The organism is Embleya sp. NPDC025285 (genome assembly GCF_055558835.1).
Genome location: NZ_JBVHLU010000005.1, coordinates 149,192 through 167,547, shown reverse-complemented (window position 1 = coordinate 167,547; position 18,356 = coordinate 149,192). Strand labels below are relative to the sequence as shown.

The window sequence follows — 18,356 nt, the reverse complement described above, 5'->3', positions numbered from 1 at the left end:
TTGGCCTACGGGGGTGGCCCTCCATATGGCATCCTGACAGTGTGGATCACGAGGATGTCGACCGCGAGCACCCCGATTCCGCCGGAGAAGGCCTGGTCCGGGCCGCGAAGGCGTATCGAAGGACCGAGAAGGCGCACGAAGAGGCGCGTCAAGAACTCAAACGGGCGGCGGTGCGCGCGATGGCCGCGGGGGTCAAGCAGGCCGAGGTGGTCAAGGTGACCGGGTGGACCCGCGAATACCTGCGACGGCTGCGGAAGGATCGCAAGGATCGGGGCCATGACTGAGGCCGGGCTCCCTGGGGGACCCGGCCTCGGTCGTGTGTGCCCGTCGCGCCCGGGCGGGGTGGATCAGGCGTTGTCGAGGTCGTCCAGGTTCTCGAGCTCGGGCAGGTCGGACAGACCGGCCACGTCCTGGAGCGGGCACAAGACGTGCCGCTCGACGACGTAGGTGGTGCCGGACGCGTTGAACACGTGCCCCGACACGGGGGCGTCGATCCGGGACAGGTAACGCCGCTGGGTGGGGATCAACTGGGCGATGTACGGCTCGTCGCAGCGCGTGCAGACGGCCGGTGTCGCGGCCGGAGAGGCGGACGCGTAGCGGTCGAGCGCGTGCACGAGTCGGTCGGCCAGGTGCGCGGCGGTGCGCTGGGTGGTGGCGACCCGGGTCGGGTCGCCGGCCTCGCGGGACTCGGCGCAGGCGCGCATCGCGTCGCCGATCCGGCGCAGCGCGACCTTGTGGAACGGCGGCGCCTCGCTCGCGAGCGCGTCCGCGCGGTCGGCGATCGAACCGGCGGAACCGGCGAAGGCGGGATGCCGTTGGGCGCCTTCCGCGCCCAGGGCCGAGACATCGGCGGCAAGGCCGCGCAGCGCGGCCACGTGCTCTGGCGTCAAGCTCATGGTGTGCCGTTCCTTTCTGCCGTCCGACGGGAGGCAACCCGTCCATAGTGAACAGATTCGATCGGTAAACGCTATGGAATGTGACGATCAGCACGTTGGTGCCCGGTTTGTGGATGTTTGTCGAGCGGTAAACCCGCGCGACGCCCGCCACTGGGATGCCGGGCGGGTGCGCCCATCGACGACCCGGATCGGTCTCGGGTGAGGTCACGCCGGCGAGGCGTCACGGCATTTGTAACGGTCCCGGCGACGAAACCGTTACGCAATGGCCGAAAAGATCCCCTTGTGACCGGCAGAGCCAGGGGAGGAGAGTCTCGACCAACATCGTTCTAGGGGGAAATGCATGCGCACCTTCAAAGTTGGCCTGATTGCGGTGATTCTGACCTGCGCGGTCGGGGCCTGCGGGAGCGACGGGGACGGCAGCAGCTTCGGTCTCGGGGAACCGAAGGACACCAAGAGCGCGACCGGGGAGAGCACGCCGACGGGGAAGACCCCGACGAGCCGGGCCACCGACGACGACACGCCGGCGCCACCCGTCAGCGAGCGCCCGACCACGACCCGCCCGCGCACCACGGCGCCCAATCCGCCGGCCTCGACCGGTGCGAGCGGCGGTGGCGGCGACTGGAGCTCGCTCTACTCGACGAACTTCCTCAACGGCTGCCTGAGCACCTCGGGCAACAACACGAAGTACTGCCAGTGCGCGTTGACCGAGCTGAAGAGTAAATACAGCCAGGCTCAGATGAACGCGTTCGACCAGGAGTACGCCCGCACCAACAAGCTGCCGGGCGAGTTGCAGTCCACCGTGCAGAAGTGCCTCAACAGCTGAGCACGCCGAACATCCGCCGGGCCGCGCGGGGGCGTGGCCGCCCGGCGTGCACGAGCCGTCCCGCCGCCGACCACACATGGCCCGGCGGCGGGACGGCTCGTGTTCCGTCGCCTGTCGCGGGATCCTGGGTCACGGAGTCGCCGGGTCGCCGGATCGCTCAGTGCGGGCGGGGTCGCGCGTCGATCAGCGCCCGGGCGCCTCGGGCGGGTAGTTCTCCGGCCACCGCGACGCCGAACTCGTCCGGCTCGCAGCCGTGACAGGTCGCCCGCGCCGACCGCGGGCAACTTCCGAGTGGTGGTCAGGGGCGACGCGCAGCCCTTCGCCGATGCGTCCCAGGCCCGCGACGGCCGGGATCGGCGCGTCGAACTCGCCCGCGTCCGGTTCGGCCGGCAGGGAGTTCGCCGAGCCGGGGCGAGGGCCATGGGGGAGGACCGGGTACCGATGCGGAGCTGCATGCGCGACGCGCGCCGGGGCCGTGACGCACGGGACCGCATTTCGCCCGAGCCCGATCCCCCGAAGGTGGGACGCCGATCCGCGCACCGTCGGAACGAAGCGGACGCATCTTCCATTCAGCGCAACCGCCGTGTCCTGCGGGTGCGGCGCCGCGTTGGCGAGTCGGGCCCTCCTCGGCGTTCGGGACCGCCACTTCGAGGCACCGTGACTTCGAGGCACCGCCACTTCGACAAAAGGAACCGTTCCATGCAGCGCATCGTCCGCGGCCTTCTGGTCAGCACGGCCGTCATCGCGACGCCCATCGTCGGCGTGACCGCGTCGGTCGCCGCACCGGACGGCGCCGACACGCACCGGGTCCAGGCGGACACGATCGACACGGCGGGCGGCCTCTGCGGCAACGACGCCGACCTGCTGGGCTTCATCAACCCGGCCTTCGGCCAACGCTGCTGACACCGACGACACCCGCCCTATACGGCCGGCTCCGCGAGCAGTGGGGTCAGCACGTCGCGGAGTCGACCCTCGGAGACCCTGCCGACCACCGACGCGGCGATCGCGCCGGAGCGGTCGAGCACCACGGTGTTCGGGAGTGCCGCGGCGTTGACGTACGTGCCGAACTCGAGGACGTTGCGATTGTCGGGGTCCCACAGGCTCGGGTAGCCGATGCCGAAGCGGGCCTCGAAGGCCCGCGCGTTCTCCCGGGTCGACTCGCTGGTGTTCAGGCCGACGAACTCCACCCCGGAAGGCCGCAGATCGGCGTAGACCCGTTGCAGGGCCGGTGCCTCGCCCCGGCACGGGGCGCACCACGAGGCCCACAGGTTCAGCACCACGATCCGGCCGCGCAGCGACGCGATGTCGAGGCGTTCGCCGGTGAGCGTCTCGCCGGACAGGTTCGGCGAGAGGGCGCGCTTGCCCGCGGGGATCCTGCGCACGCCGTCCGCGGAGATCACCGCCGAGTCCTTGGTGTCCGGCGCGCCGAATCCGGCGCAGCCCGCCGACAGCAGGATCAGCGCGAGCGCGATCGGGATCCGCCGCCGGGCGCGAGGAAGTCGCATGGCGTGATCGTCCCACCGGCCCCACCCACCACACGCACGGGGTCGGGAAGGCCCCTGTCCGGCACCGGAATCGGCACGGGTGCCCGAGCCGCCGGACCCGCCCGGGTCGCCGCACGGGGCACACGAACGGCCGCGTCGTTCGGGGCCGTGACTCCCCGGCCGACGCGGCCGTGTCCGAGGGGGCGAGCCGCACCGCGTCGAACCGGGCCGAGGGGCGGTCGCCCCTCGCCCGGCGTACGGTGCCGCGCCCGGTGGTCGGGCTCGTGGCTAGAGCGCGAGTTCCGCGCTCAGTGGCAGGTCGCCCAGCGAGCGACCGACGCGCAGCGTGTACGTGCCCGGAGTGGTGACCCACGCCGCGCCCTGTTCGTCCCAGCGGGCCAGTGTGCGTGCGTCGATCTCGATCGTGGCGGTGGCCCGGGCGCCCGGGTCGGCCTCGATCGAGGCGAACCCGACCAGGCGGATCGGCTCCGGCCGGCCCATCAGCGTGCCGTCGGCGGTCTCCAGGTACACCTGCGCGACCTCACGGCCCGCGCGCTCGCCGGTGTTGGCCACGGTGACCTCCACGGTCACGCCGGTCGCGTCGCCCTTGACCGTCACGCCCTCGTACGCCCAGGTCGTGTACCCCAGACCGTGCCCGAACGGGTACGCCGGCGCGGCGTCGCCCAGCGCCCAGGCGCGGTAGCCGATGTTGCTGGACTGCTCCGCGTAGTGGTGCTCGTTGTCCACCCGGGCGGTGGAGTACACCGGCACGTCGGCGGCGGCCGCCGGGTAGGTCGTGGGCAGCCGACCGCCCGGCTCGGCCACGCCGGTGAGCACGTCGCCCAGCGCGGCGCCGCCCTCCTGACCGGGGAGCCACGCCCACACCACGGCGGCGACCTCGTCCCGCCACGGCATCAGCACGGGCGAGCCCGCGTTGACCACCACGACCGTCCTGGGGTTGACCGCCGCGACCCGCCGGACCAACTCGTCCGAGCGGCCGGGCAGGGCCAGATCCGCGCGGTCGAAGCCCTCGGACTCGATGTCGTCGGTGGTGCCGACCACGACCACCGCGACGTCGGCGGCCCGCGCGGCCTCGACCGCGGCGTGCAACTCGGCCTCCTCGGACCGGCGCGGGTCCGCCCAGCCCAGACCGAGCGCGGCCATGAAGAACCGCCCGCCCTGGCTGAAGTCGACCCGGATCTCCACCGGCGTGCCGGCCGTCGCCTCGACCTCGATCCGGGTGGCCTCGGGGCGCATGATCGTCTCGATCACGTCGGTGCCCTCGGGCGCGGTCATGTCCACGGTGCGGGTCGCGCCGTCGATGGTGACCTCGAAGCGGCCCGCGCCGCGCACGTCCAGAATGTTGGTGCCGGACACGGTCGGGGTGACGCTCACCCGCAGCCGGATCACGGTGGCCCCGGCCGGCACGTTGTCCGGCCAGAACATCAGGCTGGAGCCCAGCCGGTGCTCGGAGGAGAGCACGGTGCCCTCGGCGTCGAGGAACTCGGCGCGCAGGCCCGGCTCGCCGCTCTCCGGGTCGCGGGCCGTTTCGAGCGAGAGGTCGGCCAGCGCGCGGTGGGTGAAGGCGCCCTCGGTCAGCGTCAGTTCGACGCTCTCGCCGAGCGCGGCCCGCAGGCCGTCGGGGATCGAGACGACATGCGAGGGGTTCACATGCGCGCTGCCGCCGCCCTGCGCGGACAGCCGCAGCGCGTTCGGCCCGATCAGCGCGACGCGGGAGAGCGTCGAGGGGTCGAGCGGCAGGGTGCCGTCGTTGCCGAGCAGCACCATCGCCCGTGCGGCGATCGCGCGCAGTGTGGCGACCGCGTCGTCCGGAGTGGTGGTCGTGGCCGGGGTGCGCTCGCCCAGCACGCCCACGCGCGCGGCGAGGCGCAGGATCCGGGTGACCCGCTCGTCGATCAGCGACTCGGCGACCCGGCCCTCGCGCACGGCGGCGAGCAGCGGCTCACCCCACACCTCGGTCGGGCCGGGCATCGCGATGTCGGTGCCGCCGGCCGCGGCGGCCTCGGTCGAGCGAACCGCCATCCAGTCCGAGATCACCACCCCGTCGAAGCCCCACTCGTCCTTGAGAACGCCGTTGACCAGTCGTGAGTTCTCGGTCATCGTCTCGCCGTTGACCTGGTTGTACGCGCTCATCACCAGCCACACCCGGCCGGTGCGGACGGCCTCCTCGAACGGCACCAGGTAGACCTCGCGCAGCGAGCGCTCGTCGATCCGCGAGTCGTAGGACATCCGGTCGTCCTCGGTCTCGTTGCCCACGAAGTGCTTGATCGTGGCACCGACGCCGGCGGACTGCACACCCTCGACGAAGGCGGTCGCGATCCGCGCGGTGAGCAACGGGTCCTCGGAGTAGCACTCGAAGTGCCGGCCGCCGAGCGGGCTGCGGTGCAGGTTCACGGTCGGCGCCAGCAGGACGTGGATGTCCTTGTCGCGGGTCTGCGCGCCCATGACGAAGCCGGCCCGCCGGGTGACCTCGGGGTCCCACGCGGCGGCCAGGGCGGTGGGGCTGGGGAACAGCAGCGAGGTGTCGCGCTCGTCCCACGTGACGCCGCGCACGCCGACCGGGCCGTCGGACACGCGCAGCTTGCGCAGACCGATGCTCGGGATCTCCGGGAGCGACCAGAAGTCCTCGCCGACCACGAGGGACAACTTCTCCTCGAGGGTCAGCCGCGCCACCAGGTCGCGCAGCTCGTCGTCCGTGGCCTCGTTGCCGGTGGGTGTGGTGTGAGACGCCATCGTCTGCCTTCCGCTCGCGTTCCCGATCGACCCGCATCCCGGGTGACCCGCCGGTCGGGCCGGCCGGGGATCCGTTCGTACGGTAGCCGCAAAAACCTATTGCACGGTAGCTTTGTTATCCTGACGTGATACACACCTCGACGAGCCCGTTTCGGGACACGGCAGGATGAGCTCATGGACGCGCAACGGGACGAGATGCCCGGCACCCCGACCCCGACCCCCGCCCGGGCCACCCGGGCGCGACCGCGCGGGCGCGGTTACGCGTCCGGCGATGCCCGGCGTACGCGCATCCTCAACATCGCGCTCCAGGAGTTCGCCGAGAACGGCTATCGGGGCACCTCACTGGCCCGGATCGCCGAGCGCGCCGAGCTGACCCAGGCCGGCCTGCTGCACCACTTCCGCAGCAAGCAGGAACTGCTCGTGGCGGTACTCGACCTGCGCGACCGCATGGACATGGAGCACCTGGACGTGGGTGTGCTCCCGCTCGGCGGCGAAGCGGCCCTGGCCAAGCTCATCGAGCTCGCCGAGCACAACCGCAACATCCCCGGCCTGGTCCAGCTCTTCACCGTGCTCACCGGCGAGGCGGTGACCACCGACCACCCCGCGCACGGCTGGGCCAAGGAGCGCTACGCGGTGCTGCGCGCGAGCCTGACCGCCTCCCTGGAGGCCGGACGGTCCCGCGGCGAGCTGCGCGCGGACATCGATCCGCACGCGGTCGCGGCGCAGGTGTTCGCGATGATGGACGGCCTGCAACTGCAATGGCTGCTCGACCCCGAGCACGTGGACATGGCGACGCTGTTCCACGACTACGTGGAACAGCTCCTGCGCCGCATCCGGGCCTGAATCCCCGGGCGCGGGCCGGCCCGGCCGGGCACGGATCGCCGCCGGCCCCAGGCCCGGGACCCCCGCGGCAGCGCGATCGGGAGCTACACGGCCGCGCCGGTCGCGCCCTCGCCCGCGGTCAGCTCGCGCAGCACCGCGCCCAGGTCCCAGTTCGAAAGCCCGGCCAGCGCCTCGCGGAAGACGGTCAGCCCGAACAGGTCGCCCCGCGCGGTCATCCGGCCGGTGGCCAGCGCCTCGCGCGGCGCGTGGCGATCGTTGAGCAGGATCACCCGGCGCGCGGTGTCGTAGTCCATGTGCACGATCAGGTCCGGGCCCGGCAACAGCCCGGGGCGGACCAGAACGCGCCCCTGGAAGACGTCCAGGTGCAGCTCGGCCGGGTCGTCCCGGTCCGGCACGTCGCTCACCACGATGTCCACGATCGCCGGGTGCGGCGTGCGCTTCTCCGGATCGGGGGTGATCAGCCGGCTGAGTCGGGACACCGCCGCTATCCACGCGTCCGACATGAAGGGGTGCCGATCGAGCGCGGGCTCCTCGTCGTCGACCGGCTCCGGGCCGCCGCGGGTCGGCGCGGGCTCCTCGCGCAGCACCTTCCCGAGTTCCTCGCCGAGCCGGCGCGCGGCCGTGCGGCGCATCGCCCGGGCCAGCTCCGCCTCCACCGCGCGCAGCGCCAGCGGACGCATCCGGCGGATCATCTCCGCCGTCTCGTCCGCGTCACCGTCGGCGGGCAGCAGGTGCGACTCCATCAGCCGGCCGAAACCCTCGGCCACGTGCTCCATCGCCGCGCGCAACATCCGCAGCTGCTCGGTGACGGCGGCCACCGGCACACCCGCCGCGTGCAACTCGGCACCCACCGCGAGTTCGCGCGGACTGGGCACCCGGAACACGGTCAGCGAGTCGTCCTCGGGTTCGAGCAGGCCCAGCCGCACCGCCCCCGCGAGCGCGACCGGATCGGACAGGCCACCGAACATCGCGATCAGCTCGGCCCGGGTCATCCGCTCCGGCGCCTCGTCGCTCCACGGACCGCTCGCCTCGGCGACCAGGCCGAGCACCCCACCGAGGCTGCGTCCGCCGTCCCAGGCGTCGAGCAGCTCCTTGATGCTGACCAGGCTGTACCCGCGCTCCAGCAATTGGCCAATCAGCCGGAGCCGGCCCAGATGGCCGTCGTCGTACAGGGACACCCGCCCTTGCCGCCTCGGCCGCGGCAACAGCCCGCGATCCTGGTACGCCCGTACGTTGCGTACGGTCGTGCCCCCTTCGCGGGCGAGGTCCTCGATCCGGTACTCCGCCAACCTCGTGCCTCGCGATCCTCGTGCCCCGTGTCCGCGGCCAACGTAATGCAGATGCGTTCGAGGTTCGATCACACGGTGACCCGAAAGGCGCGGGAAAGGCCCGGAAACGACGTTCCGGCGGTCCGCGCGGGCGGACCGGGCGGACGGCGGTGGTCAGGGAATCACGACGACCGGTCGCTTGGCGTGCTTGACCAACCGGCACGCGACCGAACCGAAGATGCGGCTGGCCAGCCCGGTGGATCCACCGACCACGATCGCGTCGGCGGTGAACTCGCGCGCGACGTCCTCGATCTCGTGGCAGATGTCACCCCCGCGCTCGACCAGGATCCACGGCACGTCGCTGAGGTGATCCGCGCACGCCAGCTCGAGACCGAGGGCCTCGGAGCGACTGTCCGGCACATCGATGAAGACCGGCGGCTCACAGCCGGCCCACACGGTGGCCGGAATGCGGTTGGCCACGTGCACGATCACCAATCCGCCACCGAGTCTGCGCGCCATGCCGGACGCGTACGCGAGCGCACGCTCGCTGGACTCGGACCCGTCGAAACCGACCACGACAGGGTGTTGGAACGCGGGATCGCGCTGATGAGGAGAGTCGGGACGGAGCAACGGTGTGCCGTCCGGAAGGTCACTGAACTCGAAAGCAGCCATGGGAATCGGGCGTCTTTGCTGTGGAGGGGCGCCTCGGGGCTTCCTGAACCAGATTACTGCGCCGATCCGCACATTCGAAGTGCCAACCGGGGTTCTCCCGGACAAAAAAGACACCACGACGCGTGCCGGGCGGGGCATGAAGCGTTCCGCCGGACCACGCACGGGGATGGCGCCCCCGACAAAGCCTCGGCGAGACACGCACATTAGCCGGACAACGCCCCGAATGGGGAGACCCGCGACGCCGTGTGGGTGATCGTGATCCGGTTGCGGTCGGTTCGCGACGCTCACGGAGGGCGGTCGGCAGTCCCGGTACGTGCCCCGGATCGGGCCCGTTCGGGCCGGTCGCGGGGCCGCTCGGGGCGGGCGTCCGGGACCGTTCGGGGGTGCGCGCTGACGCCGCAGGAGGGAACGGGCGTTACCCCGGACCCCGCCCGAGCGTTGGTCAAGGCGACACCGTGCGTCCGGGCGACCGCGCGAAACGGGCGGCGATCCGCAGGTTGGACGCCGACCCTCCCTCACGCCGACCCGCGCCGCGGCGCCGACGTCGAACCTGTCTGACGGCCCGTCACGCGCCGGGCCGTCGGCGGGTTCGACGTACTTCCGGACGCGTGCGTGTCGCGGCCCGGCACCCTCGCCGGGCGGCTCCGGCGGCTGCGGCTCCGGGCGGGACGGCACGAGCGGCGGGAGCGCACGCCCGCGCGAGCCTCACATGGTGAGCAGCACGCCGCCGTAGGCCGCGCCGGCGATCAGCCCCCAGGACGCGAAGCCCAGGAGCAGCGCGCGCCAACCGGTACGCACCAGCCGGCTCACGTCCACCATGCTGCCCAGGCCGAACAGCGCGGCGGCCAGCAGCAGGTCCTGCGCGGTGCCCGCGACCTCCAGCGCCGAGGCGGGCAGCAGGCCGGTGCCGCGCACGGCGACCATGGCCAGGAAGCCGACCACGAACAGCGGCATCAGCGCAGGCCGCCGCGTGCCCTCGGGCCCGGTGCCGCCGGCCCGCGCGGCCCGGCGGCGCAGCGCGTACCCGGTCCCCACGACGATCGGCGCCAGCAACAGCACCCGCATCAGCTTCACCACGACCGCGGTGTGCAGCGCGACCGGCCCGGCCACGCCGCCCGCGGCGACCACCTGGCCGACATCGTGCACGCTCGCGCCCACCCAGCCGCCGTAGCGCACGGCATCCAGCCCCAGCGGTGCCTGGAGCAGCGGCAACACGCCGATGGCCAGACTGCCGCACAGGGTGACCAGCGCGACGGCGGTGACCACGTCCTCCTCGTCGCTGTCGCTGACGCCGTTCATCGCGGCCACGGCGGACGCGCCGCAGATCGAGAAGCCGGTCGCGATCAGCAGCGGCTGATCACCGGGCAGGCCCATGCGCCGGCCCAACCACCGGGTGCCGAAGAAGGTCAGCACGACCACCACGATCACCATCGCCACCGGCGCGAAGCCGAGCCCGACGACGTCGCCCAGTGCGAGCTTGAGCCCGAGCAGCACGATGCCGGCGCGCATCAGCCGTTTGCCCGCGAAGCCCAGTCCCGGTGCGGTCGCGGCGGGCAGCGCCCGCACGTTGGCGGCCAGGATGCCCAGCGCGACGGTGACGGTGAGCATCGGGAGCTGCGGCCAGAGCCGGTGCGCACCCCAGCTCGCGGCCACCGCCACCGCCGCCGCGAGCAGCCCCGGCCACAATCGCGACCGGCTCGTCGCGGCGGTGGCCGAAAGTTGCTCGGGGTGGGCGCGGTGCGCGGCCGTCAGGGTCATGATCACCACCCTCGGCCCGCCCGCCTCGCGCGGGTAGCGGTCGCTTGCCTGGCAGGTCATAGGGTTTGGCTATGAGCTCGCCGGCGCGCCCCTCGGACCGACTGCCCGACCTGTACACCCTCGAACTGCTCGTCGCGGTGACCGAGAGCGGCAGCCTCGGCAGCGCGGCCCGCCGGTTCGGCATCAGCCAGCCCTCGGCCAGCGCGCGGATGCGCACCCTGGAGCGGCGGCTCGGGGTGCGGCTGCTGGAGCGCAGCACCACCGGCTCGGTGCCCACCGCGGCCGGGCTGGTGATCACCGACTGGGCGCGCGGCGTACTCGATCAGGCACACGCGCTCGTGGAGGGCGCGGCGGCGCTCAAGGCCCGGCAGCAGGACCGGCTGCGGGTCGCGGCGAGCCTGACCGTGTCCGAGCACCTGGTGCCCGGCTGGCTGACCATGCTGCGCGAGGCGGTGCCCGGGGTGCATGTGGGGCTCCAGGTGACCAACAGCCTGCACGTGATCGAGGCGCTGCGGGCGGGCGAGGCGGATCTGGGCTTCGTGGAGGGGCCGTGGGTCCCGCGCGACCTGCAGTCGGCGGCGGTGGGCCGGGATCGGCTCGTGGTGGTGGTCGCGCCGACCCACCCGTGGGCCCGGCGCCGACGTGCGATCGCCGCGGCCGAACTGGCCGCGACGCCGCTGCTGTTGCGCGAGGCGGGCTCGGGCACCCGGGAGACGCTGGAGCGGGCGCTGGCGGCCTACGACGGAGTGGCCGTCCCGGCCCTGGAGTTGGGCGCGACCGCGCCGCTGCGCTCGGCGGCGATCGCCGGGTCCGCGCCGGCCGTGTTGTCCGATCTCGCGGTGCGCGAGGACCTTGCCGAGGGGCGCCTGGTGGCCGTCCCGGTGGCCGATCTGCCCGTGCTGGACCGGGTGCTGCGGGCGGTCTGGCCGCGCGGTCGGGAGCTCCCGGAGGCGGCCCTGCACCTGCTGCACGCGGCCCGGCGGCGCCCGGAAGCCTGACCGCGAAAGCGAATGTCGATAAGTTCCGCGATGTGACCACCGTCACAAACGTGCATATCTACATAACGTCACGTAGAGAACACCATGCATAGACAAGGTAAGAGAGAGTAAGTTCCGATCTTGGGTTACGTGAGTGACGCCTGTGACCTACTGGGGCGTGAGGGGTGAAGGGGGCGATCGGGGCCATGAGCAGGATCGACAGCCGCAAGGATCGGCGACGGGGGCGAGCCCGGGTGGCCGATGCCGACCACCCGGCCGCGCCCGACGCGGTCGACGCCGTCCCGGTCGGCGACGAGGACACGGTGGTGATCGTCGCGGCGTCCACTGTGCTGTCCGAGGCTCCGCCCGAAGGCGACTCGATCGAGGACGACGCCGACCTCGCCGACGACATCGACTTGGACGGTGAGTACGACCCCGACGCCGAGGGCGTGCTGGCCCCGGGGCGAGAGCGCCCGCTGCTCGGTCGGCGCCGCCCGGACACGATCGCGGTGCTGCTGTTCGCGAACTCGCCGATCCTGGAGAGCTCGATCCCGATATCGGTGTTCGGTGTGGATCGACGCGACGCCGGCGTGCCGAACTACCGATTACTGGTGTGCGCGGCCGAACCCGGACCGCTCCGTACCACCGGCGGCGTCGAACTGATCGCGCCGTACGGCCTCGACGCCCTCGCCCGGGCCGGCACCGTGATCGTGCCCGCGTGGCACTCGCCGTCGCGGATGCCGCCACCCCCCGTCCTGGAGGCGCTGCGCCGGGCGCACCGCGAGGGAGCGCGGATCGTCGGCCTGTGCGGCGGTGCGTTCGTGCTCGCCGCCGCGGGCCTGCTGGACGACCGTCCGGCGACCACCCACTGGATGTACGCGCCCGCGCTGGCCAAGCGCTACCCGAAGGTCCGGGTCGACCCGCGCGAGCTGTACGTCGACGACGGTGACATCCTCACCAGCGCCGGCACCGCGGCCGGCATCGACCTGTGCCTGCATCTGGTCCGCCTCGACCACGGGCCGGACGCCGCCAACGCGCTCGCCCGCAGGCTGGTCGTACCGGCCCACCGGATCGGGGGCCAGGCCCAGTACATGGACCTGACCCTGCCGGAGGAGATCAGCGGCGACCCGCTGGCCACGGTCATCTCGTGGGCGCTGGAGAACCTGGCCGAGCGCTTCGACATCGAGCAGTTGGCGACCCGCGCGTACATGAGTCGGCGTACCTTCGACCGGCGCTTTCGCACGCTCACCGGCAGTGCCCCGCTGCAATGGCTGCTCACCCAGCGGGTGCTCCAGGCGCAGCGGCTGCTGGAGACCACCGATCTCCAGGTCGAGGAGATCGCCCGTCGTTGCGGGTTCCGTTCGCCGGTCGCGCTGCGCGGCCACTTCCGCAAACAACTGGGTGTCCCGCCGGCCTCCTACCGGGAGACCTTCCGCACCCGCAGCCCGGAGGAGACCGGGGACGAGGAGGTGTGTGCCCGGGCCGTAGGGTGACCCTATGAACGACCGCTTGGTCTGGATCGACTGTGAGATGACCGGACTCGACCTGTCCCGGGACGCGTTGGTGGAGGTGGCGGCCCTCGTCACCGACTCCGAACTCAACATCCTGGGCGACGGTGTCGACGTCGTGATCCGCCCGCCCGCCGAGGCGCTGGCCGGCATGCCCGATGTGGTGCGCAAAATGCACACCGCTTCAGGTCTGCTGGAGGAGCTGGAGGCGGGCGTCAGCCTGGCCGAGGCCGAGGCCGAGGTGCTCGCGTACATCAAGAAGTACGTCCCGGACGGTCGCAAGGCGCCGCTGTGCGGCAACTCGATCGGCACCGACCGGGGCTTCCTCGCCCGGGACATGCTCGACCTGGAGAGCTTCCTGCACTACCGGGTGATCGACGTCTCCTCGATCAAGGAACTGGCCCGCCGCTGGTATCCCAGGGTCTACTTCCAGAGTCCGCAGAAGGCCGGCAACCACCGCGCGCTGGCCGACATCCACGAGAGCATCGAGGAACTGCGGTACTACCGCGAGGCGATCTTCGTCCCGGACCCCGGTCCGGACAGCGACACCGCCAAGGCGATCTCGGCCAAGTACGGGCACAAGCCGGCCGAGCGGGCCTGAGAATCCGCCCGGGCGCGGGCTCCCGGAAACCCTGCGGCGAGCAGCCTCCGCGAGCCTGTACACTTTTCCTCGCCGGGACGGAAACGCCTCGGCGATGGTGGGTGTAGCTCAGCTGGTAGAGCACCTGGTTGTGGTCCAGGAAGTCGCGGGTTCAAGTCCCGTCACTCACCCCATACGAGGTCCCGAGACACGCGAGTGTCTCGGGACCTCGCTCGTTGTGCGCCGGGTGCGCCCCCGGCGCCCGGGGATGCGCCCGATGTCGACGTTCGCGTTGTGTGCGGCGCCGCACGCGGCGTAGCGTGCGGTCACCAAAGCGTCACGCACGCGTCATCGGGAGGTTTCGATCATGAGCACCGGCGAGTCCGAGCAGCCGTCGCGGCAGCAGTTGGACGACGAGAAGGCCGCGCTGTACGCCATGGACATCAGCGGTGTCACGTGGATCGGCTACGGCGAGGACACCACCGGCGAGGGAATCGTGGAGACCGCCGAACTGCCCGGTGGCGGCATGGCGATGCGCAACTCGATCCACCCGGAGGGGCCGATCCTGCGGTTCACCGAGGGCGAGTGGACCGCGTTCGTGCTCGGGGTGCGCGACGGCGAGTTCGACCTGGACCGGCTTGCCGAGCCGCTGCCGGAGCAGCGCGGCTGACGCCTGGTCCCAACCCTCGCCCGACACCGCGCCCGAGCCGCACCTGACGCTTTGTCAGGCGGGCTCGCGTGTCATTGTCAGCCATTTCGCCCGTTTGGCAACCTGTGTACCGGTTACTCCTCGGTGGACGTCCACCGACGGAGGGAGACCCGTGTCCACAGCCACCTCCGGGGTGGAGATCAGCGCGGTCGGCCTGGCGGCGCACGGGCCGGACGGCACGATCTTTCGCGACGTCCGGCTGACCGCGCCCGCGGCCGGCCTGACCGTGCTCGTGGGACCCGCCGGCGCCGGCCGCACCTCGCTGCTGCTCGCGCTCGGCGGCCGGTTCCGCACCCACTCGGGCAGCGTGACCGTCGCGGGCAGCCACAGCGCCGCGACCGCCCGGGCGCACACCGCGCTCGCCCGCGCCCGACCCGGTCTGGATCTGGAACCGCACCTGCTCGTGTCCGAGACGGTCGCCGAACGCCGGGCCATCGGCGGCGGCCGGCCCACCGAGCCCGCGCTGACGCGGATGTACGACCTGCTGCGGATCGATCCGCCCGGCCACGTCCTGGTCGAGCACCTGGCCGCGGTCGAGCAGCTGTTGTTCTCGGTCGCGCTGGCCGCGGCCACGCATCCGGGCGCCGTCCTGGTGGACGACGTGGACAGCGGCATCGCCGGCGCCGATCTCTCCCGGGCGTGGCGGGCCCTGCGCGAGCTGGCCGACACCGGCGTCACCGTCGTGGCCACCGCGACCGAGGCGCCGCCCGGCGCCGACGCGGTGGTGGACCTGCCCGGACACCACCTGTATCCGAGAGGCGGTATCGCCTGATGGGTGTGCTGCGCCTGGCCTGGTTCGAACTACGGCGTTTCCGGGGCCCGTTGCCCCGCCTGGTCCCGGTCATGCTGATGCTGGTGCCGACCCTGTACGGCGCGCTGTACCTGTGGTCCAACTGGGATCCGTACGGCCGGCTGAACCAGGTCCCGGTCGCGTTCGTGAACGAGGACCGTCCGGTGGACGTGGGCGGGCAGCACCTGGACGCGGGCGGTCGGCTGACCGAGGTGATCCGGACGGACCGGAACTTCCGGTGGCGGGTCACCGACGCGAAGGACGCCCGCGAGGGACTCGAGGACGGCGACTACCACTTCGTGGTCACCGTGCCCGCGGACTTCAGCGCGACGCTGGCGACCACGACCACGGCGCAGCCCCGGCAGGCGAAGTTGTCCATGACCCTCGACGACGCCAACGGCTTCATCATCGGCAAGATGGCCGAGGTCGCCAAGACGCAGCTCCAGCAGCAGATCTCGGCCACCACGCAGAGCACCCTGGTGCAGCAGTCGTACGGGCAGACCGGAGCGCTCAAGGAGCAATTGGCCCGGTCGGCGGACGGCGCGCGGCAACTGGCGGGCGGCGTGGATGTCGTGCCGCCGGATCAGGTGCGGCAGGGCGCCGAGCGGCTCGCGGGCGACCTGGACGCGTTGAACGCCTCGGTGCCGGCCCCGCCGCCGGCGCAGGACGCCGGTGCCGACGCGCGGGTGCTCGGCGCGCCGGTGCTGATCGAGGTGACGAACACGCATCCGGCGGTGTTGTACGGCCGGGGACTGGCGCCGTTCTTCTTCGGCATCGCGCTGTGGGTGTTCGGTCTGGTCGGGTATCTGCTCCTGCGGCCGTACAACCCGCGCGCGCTCGCGGGCCGGGCGGGCGCGGTCAAGGTGGCGATCGCCGGCTGGTTGCCGGCCGCGGCCCTGGGCCTGCTGGGCGCGTTCGTGCTGTACGCGGTGGTCCAACTCGGGCTCGGCCTGGACGCCGACGATCCGGGCCTGAGTCTGCTGCTGGTCGCGCTGGCCGCGGTGACGTTCGTGGCCATCGCGCAGTTCCTGCGGGCCGCGCTCGGCGCGGTGGGCGACGTGCTGATCCTGGTCCTGCTGATGCTCCAGCTCACCTCGTGCGGCGGGCTGTACCCGGTGACCACGACGCCCGAACCGTTCCAGGCGCTGCATCCGGTGTTGCCGATGACGTACCTGGTGAATGGGTTGCGGGTCACCCTCACGGGTGGCGAGGGCGAGCGTTTGGCGGTCGCCTTCGCGGTGCTCGGCGGGTATTTGGTGGTCGCGCTGATCGCGACCACGTTCGTGGTCCGATACCGGCGGATGTGGACGATGGCGTCACTGAAACCGGCCGTGGAGTTGTGAGCGCGCACTACTGATGGGTCAATGTGCTCCCCCGTACGGTTGTACCGGGGGAGCGCAACCGTGTCGGCTCCGTGCACGTCGCCCACAATCAGGGGGTACCGCGGGTTTGCCACCTGTGGTGGAGGAGGGAGAATCAGCGGCGATGAACGAGCAGGAGATACAGAAACTGAGGGCCGAGGCCGAGACCCGGGTGCGGGAACTCGGGCCCGATCACCCCGCTTCGCTCGACGCGCGCGCCGCGTGGGCCCGGGTGGTCGGTGACGAGGGCAGGCCCGCAGAGGCCGCTCGGATGTTCGGCGAGCTCGCGGGCGACTACGCGCGCGTGCTCGGCGCGCAGCATCCCGACACGCTCCTGGCCCGGCACAACCATGCCTACTGCCTGGGTCTGTCCGGGAACGCGGTCACCGCCGAGTCGCTGGCGCGGGACGTGGCGGCCGATTGTGTCCTGGTGCTCGGTCAGGACGATCCCGAGACGCTGAACGTGCGTGCCGGGTGGGCCCGGTGGATCGGCGAGGCGGGTGATGCCGCGGGCGCGGCCCGGATGTTGCGACCGATCGTGGAGGAGGCGACCGACGCGCTCGGGCCGGTGCACCCGGACACGCTGACCATCCGGCACCAGCACGCGCACTGGGTGGGTCGTTCGGGCGAGACGATCCAGGCGGCCCGGTTGATGGCGGCCGTCGCGGACGAGCGCGGCGAGGTGCACGAGCCGGACGACCCCGCGGCGCTGACCGCCCGTCACGACCGCGCGATGTGGGCGGGGGAGGCCGGCGACGTGTCGGTGGCCCGGGACGCGCTGATGCAGCTCGTCGAGGACGCCACGCGCGTGCTCGGGCCGGACCACCACGACACGCTGGTGATCCGGCACAACCACGCGCACTGGACCGGCGAGTCCGGGGACCCGATGGGCGCCCGGACGCTGCTGACCCAGTTGGTCGCGGACTGCGCCCGAGCGCTCGGCGAGCAACATCCGGACAGCGAGAACGCCCGGCGTGGGCTGATGTGGTGGACGTACGGCCCCAAGGCCAACGATCCGGCGCCGGTGTTCGCCACGGCGGTGGGCAACACCTCGGTACGGGCCGGGCGGCCGGCGAAGGATCCCAAGCCGCCGAAGCCGCCGAAGCCGGCCAAGGCGGCGAAACCGCCGAAGCCGGGTCGATTGTCGAAGGCGAAGCGGCTCGAACCGGCACCTTCGGAGGCCGGCGGAGCCCCCGTGTCGGCGGAGGTCGCCGCGTCGATGCCGGCCGCCCAGGCGGCGGCCGGCGAGGTGGTCTCGGTGGGGGCCTCGGCCGCCGTGCCGTCTCCCGCGGAACCGGACGGGGACGTCACCGCGTTCGCCCCGATGGCCGGGCTCACCCCGGACACCGAGGAGAACGCGGCGGTGTCGGCCGCGCCGGGCGTACGGACGGGCCCGATCAAGGACGCGGACGTGGATCCGGATGCCGACGTGGACGCGGAGGCGGGCCGACCGGTCGTCGGGGTCGCCGCGAAGACGCCCGAACCGGCGGAGAGCGCGGTGACCCGGGTGACGAGCGTGGCGCCCGACGACGAGCCGACGCACGTCAGTGCGCCGGCTCGTCCGGCGGAGCCGGCGGCGGGCTCGGGGTCGGAGCCGGAGACGGAGGCTGCCGCGGTTGTCGAGTCGGATGAGCCGGATGAATCGGATGAGCCGGACGGGCCGGACGAGTCCGCCCGAGATTCGGCCGGGAAGCTCGACAAGAAGAAGTAGTCACGACGTGTGCGGGGCGCCACCGGACGGTTCGGTGGCGCCCCGCACACGTGTCCGACCGGTGGATCGCGCGTCGGCGTTCCGGCCCGGGAACGGCCGTACCTCGACGCCGAGTTCGCGATGGGCCGGATCGGCCGCGAACCGACACCCGGGGCGGTGTCGATGGGAGCCTTGGGTACGGACGTTGCGGGAGTGTGCCGGCCCTGTTTCTGATGGGTTGTC

At 72.3% G+C, this 18,356-nt stretch carries 17 protein-coding genes and 1 tRNA gene; 12 read left to right on the top strand and 6 right to left on the bottom strand.

From position 1 onward, the window contains the following. Positions 1 to 41: 41 nt before the first annotated feature. On the top strand, positions 42 to 284 hold the full coding sequence (locus ACZ4FV_RS05535) for a hypothetical protein (RefSeq protein WP_395863159.1): 243 nt from the start codon (positions 42 to 44) through the stop codon (positions 282 to 284). A 63-nt stretch (positions 285 to 347) separates the two neighbouring features. Here the strand turns inward: ACZ4FV_RS05535 and ACZ4FV_RS05530 are convergent, their stop codons facing one another. Beyond that, entirely contained in the window at positions 348 to 896 is a 549-nt protein-coding gene (locus tag ACZ4FV_RS05530) for a hypothetical protein (RefSeq protein WP_395863157.1), read from the bottom strand. Positions 897 to 1,236: 340 nt separating this feature from the next. Between ACZ4FV_RS05530 and ACZ4FV_RS05525 the strand changes: the two genes are divergently transcribed. Together ACZ4FV_RS05525 and ACZ4FV_RS05520 are read left to right on the top strand one after the other, a co-directional pair. Further along, complete coding sequence (locus ACZ4FV_RS05525; RefSeq protein WP_395863155.1) at positions 1,237 to 1,719, top strand: hypothetical protein; 483 nt, start codon at positions 1,237 to 1,239, stop codon at positions 1,717 to 1,719. Between the two features lie 699 nt (positions 1,720 to 2,418). Then, entirely contained in the window at positions 2,419 to 2,622 is a 204-nt protein-coding gene (locus tag ACZ4FV_RS05520) for a hypothetical protein (RefSeq protein ID WP_395863153.1), read from the top strand. Between the two features lie 17 nt (positions 2,623 to 2,639). On the opposite strand, the gene ACZ4FV_RS05515 is transcribed toward ACZ4FV_RS05520, so the two are convergent. Together ACZ4FV_RS05515 and ACZ4FV_RS05510 are read right to left on the bottom strand one after the other, a co-directional pair. After that, positions 2,640 to 3,224 carry a TlpA family protein disulfide reductase gene (locus ACZ4FV_RS05515; RefSeq protein ID WP_395863151.1) on the bottom strand — a complete coding sequence of 195 codons (585 nt, stop codon included), beginning with the start codon at positions 3,222 to 3,224 and terminating at the stop codon, positions 2,640 to 2,642. 267 nt (positions 3,225 to 3,491) lie between these two features. Further along, positions 3,492 to 5,957, bottom strand: a complete 2,466-nt coding sequence (locus ACZ4FV_RS05510) for a beta-glucosidase (protein WP_465321927.1) — start codon at positions 5,955 to 5,957, stop codon at positions 3,492 to 3,494. Positions 5,958 to 6,131: 174 nt separating this feature from the next. Here ACZ4FV_RS05510 and ACZ4FV_RS05505 point away from each other — a divergent pair, with 174 nt between their 5' ends. Further along, on the top strand, positions 6,132 to 6,800 hold the full coding sequence (locus ACZ4FV_RS05505; RefSeq protein WP_395863148.1) for a TetR/AcrR family transcriptional regulator: 669 nt from the start codon (positions 6,132 to 6,134) through the stop codon (positions 6,798 to 6,800). A gap of 83 nt (positions 6,801 to 6,883) precedes the next feature. Here the strand turns inward: ACZ4FV_RS05505 and ACZ4FV_RS05500 are convergent, their stop codons facing one another. The 3 genes from ACZ4FV_RS05500 to ACZ4FV_RS05490 all read right to left on the bottom strand — a co-directional run bounded on the left by ACZ4FV_RS05500 (position 6,884) and on the right by ACZ4FV_RS05490 (position 10,558). Next, positions 6,884 to 8,089, bottom strand: coding sequence for a MerR family transcriptional regulator (locus ACZ4FV_RS05500; RefSeq protein WP_395863146.1), 1,206 nt, complete (start codon positions 8,087 to 8,089; stop codon positions 6,884 to 6,886). 153 nt (positions 8,090 to 8,242) lie between these two features. After that, a complete protein-coding gene (locus ACZ4FV_RS05495; RefSeq protein WP_020550635.1) occupies positions 8,243 to 8,740 on the bottom strand; it encodes a universal stress protein in 498 nt (165 codons plus the stop codon). Between the two features lie 705 nt (positions 8,741 to 9,445). Further along, complete coding sequence (locus ACZ4FV_RS05490; protein ID WP_465321926.1) at positions 9,446 to 10,558, bottom strand: YeiH family protein; 1,113 nt, start codon at positions 10,556 to 10,558, stop codon at positions 9,446 to 9,448. An 11-nt stretch (positions 10,559 to 10,569) separates the two neighbouring features. Between ACZ4FV_RS05490 and ACZ4FV_RS05485 the strand changes: the two genes are divergently transcribed. The 8 genes from ACZ4FV_RS05485 to ACZ4FV_RS05450 all read left to right on the top strand — a co-directional run bounded on the left by ACZ4FV_RS05485 (position 10,570) and on the right by ACZ4FV_RS05450 (position 18,134). Next, entirely contained in the window at positions 10,570 to 11,496 is a 927-nt protein-coding gene (locus ACZ4FV_RS05485; protein WP_395863142.1) for a LysR substrate-binding domain-containing protein, read from the top strand. A gap of 185 nt (positions 11,497 to 11,681) precedes the next feature. After that, positions 11,682 to 12,968, top strand: coding sequence for a GlxA family transcriptional regulator (locus ACZ4FV_RS05480; protein WP_395863141.1), 1,287 nt, complete (start codon positions 11,682 to 11,684; stop codon positions 12,966 to 12,968). 4 nt (positions 12,969 to 12,972) lie between these two features. Further along, a complete protein-coding gene (gene orn, locus ACZ4FV_RS05475; RefSeq protein WP_395863139.1) occupies positions 12,973 to 13,584 on the top strand; it encodes an oligoribonuclease in 612 nt (203 codons plus the stop codon). 97 nt (positions 13,585 to 13,681) lie between these two features. After that, a tRNA-His gene (locus tag ACZ4FV_RS05470) sits at positions 13,682 to 13,757 on the top strand. A gap of 173 nt (positions 13,758 to 13,930) precedes the next feature. Beyond that, positions 13,931 to 14,233, top strand: a complete 303-nt coding sequence (locus tag ACZ4FV_RS05465; protein ID WP_020550640.1) for a DUF397 domain-containing protein — start codon at positions 13,931 to 13,933, stop codon at positions 14,231 to 14,233. A gap of 151 nt (positions 14,234 to 14,384) precedes the next feature. After that, the gene (locus tag ACZ4FV_RS05460; RefSeq protein ID WP_395863137.1) at positions 14,385 to 15,044 is read left to right on the top strand and encodes an ATP-binding cassette domain-containing protein; all 660 of its coding nucleotides are present in this window, start codon (positions 14,385 to 14,387) and stop codon (positions 15,042 to 15,044) included. Next, a complete protein-coding gene (locus tag ACZ4FV_RS05455; protein WP_395863135.1) occupies positions 15,044 to 16,405 on the top strand; it encodes a YhgE/Pip domain-containing protein in 1,362 nt (453 codons plus the stop codon). Before ACZ4FV_RS05460 ends, ACZ4FV_RS05455 begins: the two co-directional genes overlap by 1 nt. A 142-nt stretch (positions 16,406 to 16,547) precedes the next feature. Continuing rightward, a complete protein-coding gene (locus ACZ4FV_RS05450; protein WP_465321924.1) occupies positions 16,548 to 18,134 on the top strand; it encodes a tetratricopeptide repeat protein in 1,587 nt (528 codons plus the stop codon). The last annotated feature ends 222 nt before the right edge of the window (positions 18,135 to 18,356 follow it).